This is a genomic window from [Mycobacterium] manitobense (assembly GCF_025821665.1).
GTDB classification, from domain to species: Bacteria; Actinomycetota; Actinomycetes; order Mycobacteriales; family Mycobacteriaceae; genus Mycobacterium; species Mycobacterium arseniciresistens.
This window is the reverse complement of record NZ_JACKSJ010000148.1, coordinates 142,986-160,583: the sequence shown is the minus strand read 5'-3', so window position 1 is coordinate 160,583 and position 17,598 is coordinate 142,986. Positions and strand designations below refer to the sequence as shown.

At 69.0% G+C, this 17,598-nt stretch carries 16 protein-coding genes; 7 read left to right on the top strand and 9 right to left on the bottom strand.

Translation table 11 applies throughout. The features are described 5' to 3' along the window. Position 1 precedes the first annotated feature (1 nt). The 3 genes from H7I41_RS18425 to H7I41_RS18415 all read right to left on the bottom strand — a co-directional run bounded on the left by H7I41_RS18425 (position 2) and on the right by H7I41_RS18415 (position 3,920). Positions 2-1,264 (bottom strand): NAD(P)/FAD-dependent oxidoreductase, encoded by a 1,263-nt coding sequence (locus H7I41_RS18425; protein WP_264014046.1) that lies wholly within the window; start codon positions 1,262-1,264, stop codon positions 2-4. A 121-nt stretch (positions 1,265-1,385) separates the two neighbouring features. Further along, positions 1,386-2,915: a PucR family transcriptional regulator gene (locus tag H7I41_RS18420; RefSeq protein WP_264014045.1), complete on the bottom strand. Its 1,530-nt coding sequence runs from the start codon at positions 2,913-2,915 to the stop codon at positions 1,386-1,388. A 114-nt stretch (positions 2,916-3,029) separates the two neighbouring features. Continuing rightward, a complete protein-coding gene (locus H7I41_RS18415) occupies positions 3,030-3,920 on the bottom strand; it encodes an NAD(P)-dependent oxidoreductase (RefSeq protein WP_264014044.1) in 891 nt (296 codons plus the stop codon). Between the two features lie 41 nt (positions 3,921-3,961). Between H7I41_RS18415 and H7I41_RS18410 the strand changes: the two genes are divergently transcribed. Genes H7I41_RS18410 through H7I41_RS18400 form a run of 3 tightly spaced genes read left to right on the top strand, consistent with a single transcriptional unit; the run spans position 3,962 to position 5,504 of the window. Next, positions 3,962-4,456 (top strand): hypothetical protein, encoded by a 495-nt coding sequence (locus tag H7I41_RS18410; RefSeq protein WP_264014043.1) that lies wholly within the window; start codon positions 3,962-3,964, stop codon positions 4,454-4,456. Next, positions 4,453-5,052 carry a UbiX family flavin prenyltransferase gene (locus tag H7I41_RS18405; RefSeq protein WP_264014042.1) on the top strand — a complete coding sequence of 200 codons (600 nt, stop codon included), beginning with the start codon at positions 4,453-4,455 and terminating at the stop codon, positions 5,050-5,052. Before H7I41_RS18410 ends, H7I41_RS18405 begins: the two co-directional genes overlap by 4 nt. Next, the gene (locus H7I41_RS18400; protein WP_264014041.1) at positions 5,049-5,504 is read left to right on the top strand and encodes a YdeI/OmpD-associated family protein; all 456 of its coding nucleotides are present in this window, start codon (positions 5,049-5,051) and stop codon (positions 5,502-5,504) included. Before H7I41_RS18405 ends, H7I41_RS18400 begins: the two co-directional genes overlap by 4 nt. Here the strand turns inward: H7I41_RS18400 and H7I41_RS18395 are convergent. From H7I41_RS18395 to H7I41_RS18380, 4 genes are read right to left on the bottom strand one after another with little or no spacing between them, the layout of a single operon-like run. Then, complete coding sequence (locus H7I41_RS18395) at positions 5,485-5,988, bottom strand: (2Fe-2S)-binding protein (RefSeq protein ID WP_264014040.1); 504 nt, start codon at positions 5,986-5,988, stop codon at positions 5,485-5,487. The two genes, H7I41_RS18400 and H7I41_RS18395, sit on opposite strands and share 20 nt — an antisense overlap. Beyond that, positions 5,981-6,883 carry an FAD binding domain-containing protein gene (locus H7I41_RS18390; protein WP_264014039.1) on the bottom strand — a complete coding sequence of 301 codons (903 nt, stop codon included), beginning with the start codon at positions 6,881-6,883 and terminating at the stop codon, positions 5,981-5,983. The genes H7I41_RS18395 and H7I41_RS18390 overlap by 8 nt, the downstream gene beginning before the upstream one ends. Next, the gene (locus tag H7I41_RS18385; RefSeq protein ID WP_264014038.1) at positions 6,880-7,593 is read right to left on the bottom strand and encodes an SRPBCC family protein; all 714 of its coding nucleotides are present in this window, start codon (positions 7,591-7,593) and stop codon (positions 6,880-6,882) included. The genes H7I41_RS18390 and H7I41_RS18385 overlap by 4 nt, the downstream gene beginning before the upstream one ends. Positions 7,594-7,595: 2 nt before the next feature. Next, complete coding sequence (locus H7I41_RS18380) at positions 7,596-10,013, bottom strand: xanthine dehydrogenase family protein molybdopterin-binding subunit (protein ID WP_264014037.1); 2,418 nt, start codon at positions 10,011-10,013, stop codon at positions 7,596-7,598. A gap of 332 nt (positions 10,014-10,345) precedes the next feature. On the opposite strand from H7I41_RS18380, the gene H7I41_RS18375 reads away from it, so the two are divergent. Then, a complete protein-coding gene (locus H7I41_RS18375; RefSeq protein WP_264014036.1) occupies positions 10,346-11,437 on the top strand; it encodes a DegT/DnrJ/EryC1/StrS family aminotransferase in 1,092 nt (363 codons plus the stop codon). 171 nt (positions 11,438-11,608) lie between these two features. Beyond that, the gene (locus H7I41_RS18370) at positions 11,609-12,514 is read left to right on the top strand and encodes a CE1 family esterase (RefSeq protein ID WP_264014035.1); all 906 of its coding nucleotides are present in this window, start codon (positions 11,609-11,611) and stop codon (positions 12,512-12,514) included. Here the strand turns inward: H7I41_RS18370 and H7I41_RS18365 are convergent. After that, the gene (locus H7I41_RS18365; RefSeq protein ID WP_264014034.1) at positions 12,503-13,744 is read right to left on the bottom strand and encodes a glycosyltransferase; all 1,242 of its coding nucleotides are present in this window, start codon (positions 13,742-13,744) and stop codon (positions 12,503-12,505) included. The two genes, H7I41_RS18370 and H7I41_RS18365, sit on opposite strands and share 12 nt — an antisense overlap. 1 nt (position 13,745) lies before the next feature. Next, entirely contained in the window at positions 13,746-15,269 is a 1,524-nt protein-coding gene (locus H7I41_RS18360; protein WP_264014033.1) for a tyrosine-protein kinase domain-containing protein, read from the bottom strand. A gap of 331 nt (positions 15,270-15,600) precedes the next feature. Here H7I41_RS18360 and gmd point away from each other — a divergent pair, with 331 nt between their 5' ends. Further along, positions 15,601-16,596: a GDP-mannose 4,6-dehydratase gene (gene gmd, locus H7I41_RS18355; protein ID WP_264014032.1), complete on the top strand. Its 996-nt coding sequence runs from the start codon at positions 15,601-15,603 to the stop codon at positions 16,594-16,596. After that, on the top strand, positions 16,550-17,578 hold the full coding sequence (locus H7I41_RS18350) for a GDP-L-fucose synthase family protein (RefSeq protein WP_372503769.1): 1,029 nt from the start codon (positions 16,550-16,552) through the stop codon (positions 17,576-17,578). The genes gmd and H7I41_RS18350 overlap by 47 nt, the downstream gene beginning before the upstream one ends. Positions 17,579-17,598 lie beyond the last annotated feature (20 nt).

Here is a 17,598-nt window from a genome sequence, read left to right as displayed (position 1 = left end):
CTCAGCGACCGGTGCGGCGTAGGGGGTCGAGTTCGCGCAGCGCGTCCGGTTGCTTGCCGGTGGTGATCTGTTCGGCGAGGAGACGCCCGGTGACCGGTCCGTGCGCCAGGCCCCACATGCCGTGTCCGCCCGCCACGTACACGTTGCGGGACATCTCGCCGACCAGCGGTCGACCGTCGGGCGTCACCGGCCGCGGCCCGACCCAGACGTCGGTGCGCTCGGCCCAGCGGACACCCTCGAGCAGTGAGCCGGCCGAGGCGACGATGGCGCCCACGCGTGCTGGCACCGCCGGTTCGTAGGGGTCGCGGAACTCCATCGTTCCCGAGACGCGCAACCCGTCGCGGTAGGGCGTGCACGCCACCCGGATGCCGGGGAGGTAGAAGGGTCCCGGTAAGGGCCGGTCCACGGGCACGGTGAACGAGTAGCCGCGCCCGGACTGCACGGGTACGCGCAGTCGGCCGGCCAACCGGGACAGCCACGCGCCGGTGGCGACGACCACGGCGTCCGCGGTCATGGGATCGCCGTCGCGCAGAAACACTTCCGCGCCGCTTCCACTGCTGTAGACGCCCTGGACCTCCGCAGTGTGGATCGTGGCGCCGCGGTCGACGACGGCGCGGGCCAACGCGTGTACGAAGCGGCCCGGGTCGATGAAGCGCTGTCCATTGACATTGATCGCGGCGGTGATCGCCGGCGAGGCGAGCGGCACCTGTTCGCGCAGCGCTGCACCGCTGAGGTGGGTGACGTCCACCGACTGGCCGGCTTCGGACAGTCCGTCGAGTTCGGCCAGCACGTGCCGCGCCTCGTCGGCGCTGCGGAACAGCGCGGTGACGGGGGCATCGGTCACCGGTGCGTCTACCCCGTTGGAGACGAGCACGTCGAAGGCTTCGATGCACTCTTCGTTGAGCGGCAGGTTGGCGCGCACCGCGCGTCGCCACGTCGACCGTCGGCAGCTGGCGGCGAACTGGAACAGGAAGCGTCCCAGCCCGCTGTCCGCGGCGAGCGGGATGTGCAGCGGTGCGGCGGGGTCGCGCAGCGCGCGCAGCCCGTACCGCAGCGTGGCGGGGGAGTTCAGCGGCAGGGTCAGCGTGGGCGCGATCCAGCCGGCGTTGCCCCAGGACGCTCCGGCGGCCACACCGGTGCGGTCGACCACGGTGACCTCGACGCCGCGCTCCTGCAGGAACCACGCCGTGGACAGCCCGACGATGCCTGCACCGACCACGATCGCCGATCGCGGTCCGCCGTCGATGCGCTCATTGCCGGCCATCACATACCTCCTCAGGTGTCACTCCCATGGTGGTGTGCGGGGCCACCACGTGGCTTGCCCCGAACCGACAACCCGCTTCGACGGCGTTGTGCCGATGCGACAACGCCGACTCAGCGCGGGGTCAGTCGGTCTCGGCGGCCGCGAGTTCGATCGACATCGCCTGCCGCTTGCGTGCGTCGTCCAGCTGCAGGTCGGTGATCTCGGCCATCTTGCGCAGGCGGTAGCGCACGGTGTTCTCGTGCACTCCCAGGCGTTCGCCGGCTTCGGTGGGGTCACCGAGGGCCTCGAGCCAGGCCCTCAGCGTGGCCACGTATTCGGTGGCGTTGGCGTGGTCATGGCGGCGCAGCTCGGCCACCGGCCCCCGGCCCGGCGATCGACCCGAGCGTGCCGCCATCCGCAGCCGGGCCAGCACGATCTCGTCCCACGATTCGTCGTAGGCCGGGGGCTCCGTTGCCGGCGGCCGCGTCTCGTGCAGCGCCAGACACTCGTCGGCCTCCTGGCGCGCCGCCGGCAGGTCCGGTACTGCTGCGGGCTTGCTGATGCCCGCCACCACCGTCACCCGGTCGGGCAGTGCCGCCCGCACTCCGGCGACCCAGCGGCGAGCCGCGGCGGCCTGCTCACCGGGCAGCAGTGTGTAGACGGTGTTCCCGGCCAGTGCGCTGCGACCGGGCCGCGACCAGCCGAACCCACTCGTGGCGCGGTCGAACAGCATCAGCAGCGGGGCATCGCGGTCGGCGGCGATGAACGCCTGCAGCGCGATGACCCGCATCGGGCCCTGCGGCAGCCCGAGCCTGCTGGTCGACGCCGTCGCGTCGGCGCTGCCGTCGAGCAGCCGGATCACCTGTTCCGACTCCACCTGGCGTTCGAGGTCCGCGCTGGCCCGGGACCGCAGCAGATGCAGTGCCACCGTGCGGGCGCCGTCGGTCAGAGCGGTGAGTGCCTTGCCCTCCAATGGAGCCGTGCACGACACCCACACCGAACCCATCAGCACCCGCGCCGAGCGCACGGCCACGACCATCCGGCCGGAAAGGCCCTGATCGGCAGCGGCGCCGACGAACAGCGGCTCGTCGGACACCGCGAGATGCGCGGAGATCCCACGCTGGTGGAAGAACTCGCGAAGGCGCTCGGGTGCCTGCCTGCCCATGATCGTCGCCGTGCGTGCGTCGTCGGCATTCCTCTGCACCATGGAGTACGCCAGCACGCGCGAGAGCGGGTCCTCGATGGTGACCGCGCCGCCGGTCGCCTCGGCGAGGCTGTCGGCCAGTGCGAACAGGTCCGTGGGTCCGCGACCGGAGTCGGTCTCGCGGCCTTCGAGCACGAGGCCGTAGACCACGGCGGCCAGTTCGCTCCAGGACATCGCCGGGTCCACCGCCAGCACCGCGACATCGGCCGGGCCGCCGTCGGCCACCGTGTCGTCCGCCGAAGTGTCGCGGACGAAGACGGCCGCCGCGCGGGCGGACGCCGCCCACCGCACCGCCTCGGCCACCGAGGCGGCGCCGATGGCCAACAACACGTCACCGACGACGGTCCGGCCGTCGACGTCCTCGTGCACCACGACGCCGGCCAACCCGGTGGAGCGCGGAATGGGGCATGACCGCAGCCGAACGCCGTAGGCGCCCAGTACATTCACCAATCGGTCCAAAGTGACCACACGCTGCTCCTCTGGCGTCGCGGCTGCGACAGACCGTGTGTGCCTACGGTCAAGGCTAGCCCCACGTCCTACGCGCATCGGGGGATTGCGCCCCGGAGTGCGCTGATCAGTGGTTCACGCCGTCGGGGCGTCACCTCCCGAATCCCGCTCTGCGAGTGCGCCGATCGCCGACCAGTCGAGGTGGCCGCCGCCGAGGGCGAGCAACGTCAGGAATCGGTCGCGCAGCAGGCTGGCGATCGGCAGAGGCACCTGCAGGCTCTCCCCGGCCGCCAGCACCAGCCGGACGTCTTTGAGTCCGCCCTCGGCCGCGAAGCCCGCCGGCTCGAACTCCTGGCGCGCCAACAGCCCTCCGTAGGTGTGGTAGACGGGCGCGTCGAAAAGTGTGGACGTCAGCAGTTCCAGATACTGCTGCTTGTCCACGCCGGCCTTGCCCACCAGCGCCATCGCCTCGCCGACCGATTCGATGACCGACGCGATGAGGAAGTTGCCGCTCAGTTTCACCAGGTTCGCCGTCTTGGGCTCGTCTCCGACCGTGAACGTGCGCCGGCCGATCGCCTCGAACACCGGCGACATCGCCGCCACCACCTCCGGCGACCCGGCGGCGACGACGAAGAGCTTGGCGGCGGCCGCCGCTTCCGGCCGTCCGAACACCGGTGCCGCGACGAAGCCCTGCCCGGCGTCGCCGTGTGCGGCCGTGAGCCGCTCGCTGAGCGCCACGCTGATCGTCGACGCCGAGACGTGCACCGCCCCGGCAGGCAGCGACGCAAGGATCCCGTCGTCGCCGAACGTCACCGCCTCGACGGCCCCGTCATGGGCGAGCATCGAGACGACCACCTCTGCGTCGCACGCCTCGGCCACGGTTCGGGCGGGCCGCGCGCCCGCGGCGGCGAGCGCGTCGACCTTGTCCTGCGACCTGTTGTACGCGGTGACCTCGTGGCCGGCCCGCAGCAGGTTCGACGCCATACCCGAACCCATGTTGCCCAGACCGACGAAACCGATTCTCATGTCACCACTTCTACCGGACCGATCCGTGGGAAGCTCAGATGATGGACCGACAGTCGGAGGCGGCGGCGACGCTGCCGCCACCGGTGGCCGCCCTCATCGACGGTACCGGTCTCGGTGCCAAAGTGGGTCAGACGATTTCGATCCTCACGGTGGGTGACGACGGGTGGCCGCGGCTGTCGCTGCTGTCGGTCGGTGAGGTGCTCAGCACGTCGGGTGCCGACATCCGGTTGGCGCTGCACGCACACAGTGGCAGCACCGCGGCGCTCACCGCATCGGGGCGGGCGATGCTGCACGTGGTGTGCGACGCGACCGTCTACAAGATCCGCGTGCAGGTGCGCCGCGTTGACCCGGACCCGGCACCCGGCGCAGGCGGCGATGTGGACCTTGCCTTCTTCGCAGGCGAAGTCTGCCGGGTCGACGAGGACCGGGTCGCCTACGCCGAACTGACCTCCGGGATCACCTACCGGCTCGACGACGCCGGGGCGGTGGTCGAACGGTGGACCCGGCAGGTGGACCGGCTGAAGGTACTCGCGTGACGACGCCGCGCACCGACCGCCCACGGGTCGTCGTCGCGATCACCGGCGCGAGCGGTTCCATCCTCGGTGTCCGGATGCTCGAGCGGCTGCGCGAGTTCGAGGTCGAGACTCACCTCGTCATCAGCGCGTGGGGGGCGCGCACGCTCGAGCACGAGACCGGCTGGACCATGCCCGAGGTGCGCGGGCTGGCCGATGTGGTGCACAAGCCCGGCGATCTCGGCGCGAGCATCTCCAGCGGATCGTTCCGCACGGAGGGCATGCTGATCGCGCCGTGCAGTGTCAAGACCCTGGCGGCCATCGCCAACGGCTACGCCGAGGACCTGATCGCCCGCGCCGCCGACGTCGTGCTCAAGGAACGCCGGCGACTCGTGCTGATGGTTCGCGAGGCGCCGCTCAGCGAGATCCACCTGGAGAACATGCTCAAGCTGGCCAGGATGGGCGCCTCGATCGTGCCGCCCGTGCCGGGCTTCTACAACCGGCCGAAGACCCTCGACGAGGCCGTCGACCACATCGTCACCCGGGCGCTCGACCAGATCGGCCTGGTGTCGGGGGAGACGCCACGCTGGGACGGCACCGTGATGAGGCAGCGACCATGACCGGATCCCCGCCATCGGCACAGACGTTCTCCACCACGATTCTCCAGGACGGCAACAACACCGGGATCGAGGTGCCCGCCGAGGTGGTCGACGCCCTCGGCGCCGGGAAACGTCCGCCGGTAGTCGTGTCGGTGAACGGCTACCGGTACCGCTCGACGATCGCGCCGATGGGCGGGAAGTTCCTCATCCCGTTCAGCGCACAGCGCCGCGCCGAATCGGGCATCGGCGGCGGGGACGTCGTCGAGGTGACGCTGACGTTGGACACCGCGCCCCGCATCGTCGAGGTGCCCGCCGACCTCGCCGCCGCGCTCGCGGAGTCGGATCTCACCGCGGCCTGGGACAAGCTGTCGCCGAGTAGGCGCAAGGCGCATGTCACCAGCGTCGAGGGCGCCAAGACGGCCGAGACGCGGGCCCGCCGCATCGCTGCGGTCGTCACAGCGCTTGCGGGCTGACCTCTTTCGCGGCGCGAGTGCTCTCGGCGGCCTGGTGCACGGCGTTGACGATGCCCTGGTATCCGGTGCACCGGCAGAAGTTGCCGGACAGGCCCTCGCGGATCTCGGCGTCGGTGGGGTCGGGGTTGTCACGCAGCAGCGCGGTGATGGAGGTGACGAATCCCGGTGTGCAGAAACCACACTGCAGTCCGTGGCAGTCGCGCATCGCGGACTGCACCGGTGACAGTTCACCCCCGGGCTCCGCGATTCCCTCGACGGTGGTGACCTCCTGGCCGTCGGCCTGGACCGCGAAGATCAGGCACGACCGGACGGCCTGGCCCTCGAGCAGCACCGTGCAGGCGCCGCATGCACCGTGCTCGCACCCGAGGTGTGTGCCCGTCAGGCCGCACTGCTCGCGCAGGAAGTCGGCGAGCGTGACCCGCGGTTCGACGATGCCGCGGTGCTCGATCCCGTTGACGTTCAACTCGACCGGTAGCTCATGCACTGAGCGTCACCTCCGTCCTCTCCTCGCTGGTGGCCTCTGCGATGGCCGAGTGCAACGCGCGTGACACCATCGCGGCGCCGACGCGGCGGCGGTATGAGGCGGATCCCTGAAGATCGGCCGGGACGTCCTCGAGGGCCGACATGGTCATGCGGCCGATCTCGTCGGCGCTCAGTTCGGTGACCGGACGCCCGACGATCGCCTCCTCGCCCGCGGAACCGCGCACCGGCGTGGATCCCAGGCCGAGCAACCCGATGCCGCACCGCGCAACGCGGTCGTCGCCGTCCACCTCGACGGCCACCACCGCGCCGGCGATCGCGAAATCGCCGTGCCTGCGCGCGAACTCCTCGATGGCGTAACCGGTGCGGCCGCCCCACACGGGAAACCGGACCGAGGTGAGGATCTCGTCGGCGGCCAGCGAGGTCTCCCACAGTCCGGTGAAGAACTCCGACGCCGCGATCCGGCGAGTGCCCCGTGCCGACACCGCGTCCATCTGCGCGTCGAGGGCCAGGGCGACGGCGGCGTACTCGGCTGCGGGATCGGCGTGGGCGATCGCCCCGCCAAGGGTGCCGCGGGTGCGGATCTGGAAGTGCCCGATGTGCGGCGTGGCGAGCGTGAGCAGCGGCGCCGACTCGGCGACCTCATCGTCCATGCCGACGAAGGCGTGCGGGGTGCCCGCGCCGATCACCACGTCGTCGCCGTCCAGGTCGATGCCCTGCAGCTCGGCGACGCGGGAGATGTCGATCAGGTTCTCGAAGTGCGTCAACCGCATCGCCAGCATCGGCACCAGGCTCTGCCCGCCGGCGAGGATCTTGGCGTCGTCGCCGTACTCGGCGAGCAGTTCGGCCGCCTCCTTGACCGAGCCGGGGCGGTGGTATTCGAACGGGGCGGCTTTCATGACGACAGCAGCCGGGTCAGTGCCGCCTGCAGGTCGTCGGCGAGCACCGCCGCCGGGTGTGCGCGCCTGCGCCTGCCCACCAGGAGTCCGACGCTGAGCCCGGCCGCCAGGCCGGCCAGCACCGGCGCGGCCCGCTTCGCCATCGGCAGGGCGACGACCTTCAGCAGGTCCACCGAGTCACTTGCATCGGCCGCGACGGCCGCTACGCCCGCCGCCGATGGTGCGTCGGCCCCGGCGCCGGCCGGTGCATTGGCCGCCGGCGTCGAGTCGCCGAGCACGCTGGCCTCCAGCGACTTCGCGAACTGGCCGATCAGGTTGCCTGCCACATCGGCCAGCACCCCGCGGCCGAACTGCGCCGCCTTGCCGGAGATCTGCAGATCCGTGCTGATGTAGACGGAGGTGGCGTCACCCTCGTCCTTCAACTGGGCGGTGACGACGGCCGCCGCGCTGCCGTTCCCGCGCGTCTCCTTGCCGGTGGCGCGCAGCACCACCCGCCGGGCCGTCGCATCCTTCTCCTCGAACGCCGCAATGCCTTTGTACGACACGGTGATCGGGCCGACCTTGACCTTGACGGCGCCGGTGAACTCGTCGCCGTCGACGGAGAGCAGCGTGGCGCCCGGCAGGCACGGCGCCACCCGCTCGACGTCGGTGAGCACCTCCCAGGTCTTGGCGGCGGGCACCGCGACGCGGAATTCGTTGGTCAGCTCCACAGTCAGTGGTCCTCTCTTCCTTTGATTTCCCGGTCGGCCCCCGCAAGCGGGAGGTGCCCCCGGCGCTCCTGCCCGCGAGAAGCGTTCTCCAGCAGTTCTACGATCGTCGCCGGGCTCGCGGGCAACGTGGTCACCGTGACGCCGAGCGGCGCCAGCGCATCGTTGACGGCGTTGATCACGGCGGGTGTCGACCCGATGGCGCCGCCCTCGCCCGCACCCTTGTAGCCGCCGACGCCCGGGCCGGGGATCTCGACGTGGCCGAACTCGATCGGTGGCACCTCGGTCGCGGTGGGCAGCAGGTAGTCGACGAAGGTGGAGGACAACGGATTCCCGTCGGCGTCGTAGACCAGGCTCTCGAGCAGCGCACCGCCGATGCCCTGCACGGTGCCGCCGGCCACCTGGCCCTCGACCACGTTGGGGTTGATCATCGGTCCGACGTCCTCGCTGACGATGTAGCGCGTCAGGGTGACCTGGCCGGTGTCGATGTCGACCTCGCAGGTGCAGGCGTGAGTGGCGTTGGCCCAGTGGATCATCGCCTCGGGCGGCGACGTGAACCGCGCGGTGGCCTCGAGCGAGGCCGACATCCCCGGCGGCAGCTGCGCGGGCTCGTAATGCGCGCGGTAGGCGATGTCGCCGAATGTCACGCACTTGTCCGGGTCGTCGCGGACGTACGCCGTCGACCCGCCCAGCTCGATGTCGCCGGCCTCGACACCCAGTCGGTGCGCGGCCATCGCGGCGATCTGCCCGCGCAGGATGGTGCCCGCCTCGTTCACCGCGCCCGCCGTCATCGGCCCGCTGCGGCTGCCCTGGGTCCCGGCCCCGTAGGGGGTGACCGCCGTGTCACCCTGGATGGTCGAGACGTCGTCGATGTCGGCACCCAGCGCGTCGGCGGTGAGCTGAACGACCGTGGTCTCCAGGCTGTTTCCAGTGGACCCGCCGTTGACGTAGACGTTGATCTTGCCGGTGGACTCCATCCGGATGGTGCAGCCCTCGGTGGCCAGGTGACCGGTCGCCGCACCCGTCGGCTCGATGTAGGCGGAGAACCCCAGCCCGATGTAGCGGCCCTGCGCGAGTGCCTCGGCCTGCTCCTTGCGGAAACCCTCGTGGTCGAGGATCTTGACCGCCTGCTCGAACGTGTCGGCGGGGGCGACGTGGTCGTACGGCATGCCGTTGGGGTTGAAGTACGGCATCTCGTCCCCGCGCAGGATGTTGCGCCTGCGAAGTTCCACGGGATCCATCCCGAGCTTGCGCGCGGCGATGTCGAACATGATCTCGCGGGCCAGCGTCTCGTACTGCCACGGGCCGCGATAGGCATGCAGCCCTGCGGTGTTCGAGAACACGGTCTTGTAATTGAAGCTGGCCTTCGGCACCCGGTACGGGCCCGGATAGAACATGCCGATGGCCGCGGTGGTCAGCACCGGATACGGCGTGGGGTAGGCGCCGATGTCCTGGACGAAGTCGATGTCGACAGCCAGGATGTTGCCCTCGTCGTCGAACGCCATCCGCGCGGTGCCGTCGACGTGACGTGCCTGGCCGGCCGACATGAGGTTCTCGCGGCGGTCCTCGATCCACTTCAGCGGCCCTGGCACCTTGCGCGCCGCGAGCATGATGACCATGTCCTCCCGCATGGGGACGACCTTCTGGCCGAAGCCGCCACCGGTGTCGCGCATGATCACCCGCACCTTGCTGGCGGGGATACCGAGCAGGCGGGCGCAGAACGCGCGCAGTTCGTGCGGTGTCTGCGTCGAACCCCACAGGGTCAGCTCCCCCGTGGTGGCCGTCCACTCGACGACCATGCCGCGCGTCTCGATCGGCACCGGCACGTGCATCTGCTGATAGATGTTCTCCGCGACAACGCATGCCGCGGTGCTGAACGTCTCCTCGTCGGGCGGCGCGCCGCCCATGCCGCCCGCGACGTTGTCCGGGTACTCGTCGTGCACCACGGCAACGCCGGCCTCGGCGCCGCCGACGGCGACACGGAAGTCGGCGACGGCGGGCAGCGGTTCGTAGTCGACCTCGACGGCGTCGGCGGCGTCCTCGGCGAGGTAGCGGGATTCGGCGACGACGAGCGCGACGGGGTCGCCGACGAACTTCACCTGGCCCTCGGCCAGCGGCGGGCGCGGGGTGTCCGGCATGTCCTTGCCCGCGACGGCGTGCCAGGCCTCCACGGCGTCGCCGTTGATGTCGGCGGCGGTGAGAACGGCCCGCACCCCCGGCATCGCGAGTGCCGCGGCGGTGTCGATGCCCTTGATGGTGGCGCGGGCGAACGGACTGCGGACGAAGCAGGCGTGCAGCATGCCGGGGCGCTGGATGTCATCGACGAACGTGCCGCGGCCGGTCAGCAGGCGGTTGTCCTCGACGCGGGCGTGCCGGGTGCCCGAATAGCGGGTGGCGACGGTCTCCGTCGACGTTGACGTCATCGTCGGTCACTCCTCATCCGTCGAGAATGCTGTCGGAACTTCTGCGCGTAAGCACGCCCGCACGGGCTGGCGGGCACCGCTCAAGAGTCTGCTTATCGTAGTTGAACAATGCGCATGCCAGAAGGGGAGAGTCCCGTTTCCGCATGCGCCCCGGCGGCATTTGATCGTGATAGCAACGTCACGCAGCGGCGTCGCAACCTCACAGGATTTTCGCAGCTTTTACATGCTCGATGCCTCAAACAGCGGAAATGATCCGAATTCCTCGGGTAGCCTGGCGTCAGGTCTTGGGGGAGACATCCGATCCGTAGTGATCCGGCAAAGGGGGCCTTGTCGTGGATTGGCGCATCAAGCAGGTCCAGCCGCAGTTCGACGACGACGAGATCGCCGCGTTGTGCGGCACCGTCGAACGCGGTTGGCTGACCGAAGGGCCGTGCGCCGAGCAGTTCCTGGCGGAGATCAAGCAGTGCACCGGTTCGCGCTACGCGGTGCTCGCCCCCAATGGCACCCTCGGGTTGTTCCTCAGCCTGCTCGCCCTCGACCTGCCGCCCGGCGGCGAGATCCTCATCCCGTCGTTCACCTTTTTCGCCTCGGCATCGGCGGCGATCTTCGCGGGCCTGCACCCGGTGTTCGTCGACGTCGACCCGATCACCTTCAATCTCGACGTGGATGCCCTCGACCGGCATGTCACCGACAGGACGGTGGCCGTGATGCCCGTCCACATCTACGGTCATTCCGCGCAGGCCGACCGCATCCAGGATTTCGCCGAATCGCGGGGACTGCGCGTCATCGAGGACGCAGCGCAGGCCTACGGCGTGCACTATCGCGGCAGGCACGCCGGCACGTGGGGCGACGTCGGCGTGATCTCGTTCTTCGCGGACAAGACCGTGACCACCGGTGAGGGCGGTGTCGTACTCACCCGGGACGAGGCCCTCTACGACCGGCTTCGCCTGCTGCGCAACCAGGGTCGGCTCAGCAGCGGGACATTCGTCCACGACGCCCTCGGCATGAATTTCCGGGTCACCGATCTGCAGTGCGCCGTCGGCCTGGGGCAACTGCGCAAGCTGCCCGCCATCGCCGGCGCCAAGCGCCGCAACCACGCACGGTATGTCGCGAACCTCAGCGAGGTCACGGGCATCACCGTGATGGGCGTCGAACGCGGATCCGACCACATCCCTTTCCGGTTCGCGATGCGCAGTGACCGACGTGACGCCGTCGTGGCGGCGGTTGAGGCGGCCGGCGTGCAGACACGTACGTTCTTCTATCCGCTGCATCGGCAGCCTGCGCTGCGGAAGTATGCGCGCGGCGCGCTGCCGGTGTGCGAACAACTCTTCTCAGAAGGGATCTGCCTGCCCGTCCACGATGGCCTCACGCCGTCGGACATCGATTCGATCACCGACATCGTCCGGCGGGTCCACGCGGCCTGACTGTTGTTTGCCGGGAGACGAGTTTCCGTTAAACGCGTTGCGCCGTGCGAGCAACGGTACGATCGGCGACAATGTGTTTCGTGCGGGCGGACCGAGGTGGCGGGGCACTTCGGCTCGTCGAGCGCCTGATAGCTGGCACCGCGCCGGCGTGAGCGACGGGGGACCAGCCGAATGCAGCGCAGAGCACTGAGCCGGCATCTGCCGGCGGCACTGGCTTTGAGCTTCGCGCTCACCCTCCTGCTCGGCCTGGTGTCGGCCTGCGGTTCCGCCGACGACCGGACTATCGCCCTGCCCGGACCGGCGGGTGAGCGCTCTGCGATCGTCTACCACCCCTCGTCCGCGGGATCGGGTGCGCCGTTGGTGGTCGTCTCGCACGGCGCCAACGGATCTGCCGAAGAGGCGCGAAAGTCGTTCGGCTGGGACGGCCTCGCCGAACGGTACGGATTCGTGGTCGCCTATCCGGACGCGCTCGAGGGCCGCTGGAACGCCGGCTTCTGCTGCCGCAAGTACAACAGCCCGAAAGTCGACGACGTCGCCTTCCTGCACGAACTGCGGGACCGACTCATCGCGGAGGACGACGTCGATCCGAGGCGTGTGTTCGCCGTCGGCGCCTCCAACGGAGGGATGCTCTCGTACGCCTGGGCATGTTCGCGGCCGGGAGATCTCGCCGGCATCGGCATCGTCGCCGGTGCGCTGACGGTGCCGTGCCCGGACCCGGCGCCGTTGACTGTGGTCGCGGTGCACGGCGCACAGGACGCGGTCGTCCCTGTCGCCGGCGGGACGAGTGTCGGCGGACCGGGCAACAATCTGGTGTATCCGTCGATCGACGAGGCGTTGGCGCCGTTCATCCGGGCTGCGAGCTGTTCACCCAAACCCATGGTGCAGTCGGAGCCGCCGGCGACCGTGACGACGTGGCCGTGTGCGAACGGCCGCGAGGTGGTGCGTGATGTCATCGACGGGGAAGACCACGGGTGGCCGGGCTCGGGCGGCGATGCAGGCACCACCACCGATCCGTGGGACAGCACCGGGTTCCTGTGGAGCCGGCTCGGCAATGTGAACGCGCCGTCAGTGAGCTGACGCGCGCGCTCGGGACCGCAGTTCCTCTATCCAGGCTTCGTAGGCGTCCAGTGCGCTGGAACGGGAAAGCACTTGGCGGGCATACTCGCGTCCCCGGCTGCCCAGCCGACTCGCTCCCCCTCGGTCTTCACCCGTGCGCAGTGCTGCGTCGAGGAGAGCTTGCGGCTTGCCCGATTCCACGCAGGTACCGGCGCCGGCCGCCTGCATCTCCCGCTTGGACCCGCTGCGTGGGTCGGTGGCCGCCACCACCGGCCGGCCCGCCGCGAAATACGACGTCAGCTTGCTGGGCACACTCATCTCGGCGACACCGGGCTTCTCGTTGAGGATGAGCACGTCCGCGGCGCCGAGCGCGTTCTCGAATTCGCCGTCGGGAAGCGGATCGAGGAACTCGAGGGTGCTCAACCCTGAACCGAGCGACTCGAGTGCCCGCCGCCGTGCCCCATCGCCGAGAAGCACGAAACGGATGGGCAGCGACTCCTTCTGCGCGATGCGCGCTGCGTCGACGACGTTCTCGAGCCCCTGCTTCTCGCCCATGTTGCCGGCGTGCAGCGCGATCACCTCGTCATCACGCCAGGCGAGCCGGCGGCGGGAGGCCGATCTGTCGCGCGCGGGTTCGGCGATGTGACTCCAATTGCGGATGACGGTGATCTTCGCCGGATCGATGCCCAGCTCGGTGACCACGTCGCCGAACAAGTCGTGGATGACGGAGACGCCGTCGACCCGCGACAACAGTCGACGCTCGAGCCGGGCCACCGCGCCCGCGCCGCGGCCACCGAGCGCCTCGGTCTCCACGGCGGCACGCGAGTAGATGTCCTGGGTGATGACTCCCACCGCGGTCCGGCCCGCCCGGCGCCACGTCAAAGCCGTTGCCACACTGAGTAATGCGGGGCTGACGGCCAGCACGACGTCGGGCCTGCGGCCGCGGATCATCGCGGCGTGGGACGCGAACGCCGCTTCCATCGCGATGCGGCCGACGCCGGTCGAGGTGCTCGGGACAGGGTGACGCACCCGGGTGACATCGACGCCGTCGATCACCTCGCGCATCCGCAACCCGCGGTATCCCTCGGCGATTTTCCACTGCGGGTAGTGCGGGTACCCGACGACGGCCCGGACCCGGTGTCCCCGTTCGACCAGCCCGCGGGCCAATCCGGCGGCGTAAGGCGCTATCCCGGTCGGTTCGGGCTCGTAGTAGAAGCTGACAAGGAGGACGTCGAGGCCGCCCGCCACCATGTCAGTCCGTCCGGGGCGGAACGTGCGGATCGTTCCCGTTCTGCCGTGGCGGTTTCACCATCGTCGACGTCGCGTGCTCCGGTGGTGTCCCGTTGCGTACCTGCGGCGCGGGCCTCGGCGGATTCCTGCGTGGTTCGGTGATGGCCGTGTCGACCGGCCTGGCATGCGGCCGGTAGGTGTAGCCGGTGCCGTACCAGTACCGGCTCTTGCCGGCATTCCTCGACGGCACCATGTTGAGCACGGTGCCGAGCACTCGGGCGTTCACCTGCTCCAGGCTCTTGAGCGCCCGCTGCATCTGCGGCATGGTCGTCTTGCCCGCCTGGACGACGAACAGCACGGCGTCGGCAAGAGCGGCCAGCACCACCGCATCCGCCGCGGGCAGCGTGGGCGGCGCGTCGATCAGGACCACCTCGAATTTCTCGGTGAGTTCGCGCAGCAACCCCGGGAACCGCTTGGAGCTGAGCAGCTCAGCCGGATTGGGTGGCACCGGGCCGCTGGTGATGACGGCGAACCCGTTGTCCACCGGCTGCAGTATCTGGTCCAGGCTGGCGCGGCCGACCAGTGCATTGCTCAGACCGAGAGGTGCATTGAGTTTGAAGTAGCTGGCCACAGACGGCCGTCTGAGGTCGCCGTCGACGAGGCACACCCGCACGCCGACGTGTGACATCGCCACCGCGAGATTGCCTGCCACCGAACTCTTTCCCTCGCCGGCGAGCGCGCTGGTGACGACGATGACCTTCGGCATCCGGTCCACGGCGGCGAACTGCAGGTTGGTCCGCAACTGCCGGTAGGCCTCGCTACGGCTGCCGAGATGGTCGTCGCGCACGATGGCGGTGGCACCGCGACGGGTGTCACGAACGACGTGCGCCAGCACCGGGATGTCGGTCACCGCCGCGAGATCAGCGGTGTCCTTGACGCTGGTGTTCAGCTTCTCCAGCAGCACCGCCAGCCCCACTCCGGCGATGAGTCCGACCAGCAGTCCCAACCCGAGGTTGATCGGAATGCTGGGCGACGTCGGCGAGGCCGGCACCATGGCCGGGGTCACCACCGTGGCCTTGACCGGGGACGAGCCCCTCGTCTCCGACGACTCCAGTTCCCCGATCACCTTGGCCAGGCTGTTGGCGACGGAGTTGGCGATCGCGGCGGCGATCTCCGGCGAGTCCGATGTCGCGGAGATGTCGATCATGACCGTCTCCAGCGGAACCTTCGCCGAAACATGATCGGCTAATTGCCGAGCGTCCAGCGGCAGGCTCAGTTCCGCGATCACCGGATCGAGCACCGTCGGGCTGGTGACGAGCTGTGAGTAGGACTTGACACGCTCTGCCGAAAAGTTGCTGCCCTGGAATAGCTCCTGGTTGAGATTGCCCGAGCTGATCTGCGTGGACACGAACAACTGCGCGTCGCCGCGGTACGTCGGCGTCATGAGCAGGATCGAACCCGCAGCTGCCGCCAGGCACATCACCACCACACTGACGATCAGCCACGCCCGCTTGGCCAATATGGCGAGGTAGGAGCGAAGATCCACGATTTCCCCCATCGGTGCCGGACATCCGGCAGTGCCGTTGATTCGTATTCTTTTTTCACTACGCGACCGCCATGCCGCGGCCAAGCCGAGTCCCGCCCCGTGCGCAACGATAAGCCACGAAACGCATGTTGGCCGGTTTTGCGGCGAAAGTTGCCGAGATTTTCGTGCGAAGTCAATTTCTTACGCCTGAGGTAATAAAACGATCTCGAAAAATCGAGGTAAAAGATTGCTGTTCCGTTCGCGTAAGCCTTGATCACCGTGTAAGCACTGCAACCAGGGGATCGTTTGCCAGCGCGGCATCGAAGTGACGAACGGGGCGGGAGTGCAACATATGAAACGGGCGTTCATCACCGGGGTCACCGGGCAGGACGGGTCCTACCTGGCGGAACTCCTGCTCGAGAAGGGCTACGAGGTGCACGGGCTGATCCGCCGCGCATCGACCTTCAACACCGGACGGTTGGAACACATCTACACCGACCCCCACGTGGAGGGTGCTCGCTTCTTCCTGCACTACGGCGATCTGACCGACGGGTCGCGTCTGGTGACCCTGCTGCAGCGGATCAAGCCGGACGAGGTCTACCACCTCGCCGCCCAGTCCCATGTGCGCGTGAGCTTCGACGAGCCTGAGTTCACCGGCGACACCACGGGACTGGGGACCACCCGGTTACTCGAGGCCATCCGGATGATCAACCTGAACTGCCGGTTCTACCAGGCGTCGAGTTCGGAGATGTTCGGCGCGAGCCCACCGCCGCAGGACGAACACACGCCGTTCTGGCCGCGCAGTCCGTACGGGGCGGCCAAGGTGTACTCCTACTGGATCACCCGCAACTACCGCGAGGCGTACGGCATGTTCGCGGTCAACGGCATCCTGTTCAACCACGAATCACCCCGTCGCGGCGAGACGTTCGTGACCAGGAAGATCTCCCGCGCGGTGGCGCGGATCAAGGCCGGCCTGGACTGCGACCTCTATCTGGGCAACCTCGACGCCGTCCGCGACTGGGGTTACGCCAAGGAGTACGTCGAGGCCATGTGGTTGATGCTGCAGGCCGAACGACCTGATGACTACGTGGTCGCCACCGGCACCGCCTACTCGGTGCGGGACTTCGTCCAGTTCGCGTTCGACCACGCCGGGCTGGACTGGCAGCGCTACGTCAAGTTCGACGATCGCTACCTGCGTCCATCGGAGGTGGACTCTTTGATCGGGGACCCGTCGAAGGCGCGGGAAGTGCTGGGCTGGAAGGCCAAGGTGCTCGCGCCGGATCTGGCGCGGCTGATGGTCGATGCCGACAGCGAGCTGGCGCTCGCGGAAGTCCGAAGCCGTGGTTGACGTGGCGCCCCTCGACCGGGACGCGAGGGTGTACATCGCCGGCCACCGGGGCCTGGCCGGTTCTGCGATTCAGCGCGCATTCGTGGCGGCCGGATTCGACGACATCGCAGGTGTCGGTTCTTCGCAGCTCGACCTGCGGGACCGCGCGGCGACATTCGACTACCTGCATGATCTGCGGCCGGACGTGGTGGTGCTGGCGGCGGCGCGAGTGGGCGGTATCGCCGCCAACGACGCGTCGCCGGCGGAGTTCCTCTCCGACAACGTCCGCATCCAGGTGAACGTGATGGATGCCGCTCGCGAGCTCCAGGTGCCCCGGTTGGTGTTTCTCGGGTCGTCCTGCATCTACCCCAAACACGCGCCGCAACCGATTCCGGAGTCGTCGCTGCTGACCGGTGCGCTCGAGCCGACCAACGAGGCCTATGCAGTGGCCAAGATCGCCGGCATCACCCACCTGCGCGCGGTGCGCCGGCAGTACGGACTGCCGTGGATCGCGGCGATGCCGACCAATCTCTACGGCCCGGGCGACAACTTCGACCCGGAGAACTCACACGTACTTCCCGGCATGATCTACCGGTTCCACACGGCGGTCGAAGAGAACCGGGACGAGGTGGTGCTGTGGGGGTCCGGCGAGCCGCGCCGGGAGTTCCTGCACGCCGACGACCTGGGCCGTGCCATCGTGCACCTGCTCGACACCTACGACGACCCGGAGATCGTGAATATCGGTGTGGGAGAGGATCTCACCATTCGAGCGCTGGCGGGACACGTCGCCGCGGCGGTCGGATTCACGGGCCGTATCACCTGGGACACCTCCCGGCCTGACGGGACGTTGCGCAAGCTGCTCGACGTCTCCCGCATCGCCGCGACCGGGTGGCGACCGCGCATCGAACTCGACGAGGGCATCCGTGAGGCCTACGAGTGGTTCCGGGCCAATGCCGCCGGCGAGCGGCCGGTCGCCTGTGCCCCGGGGGGTCGAGATGCCTGACATCACTTACGCAGAAGAGG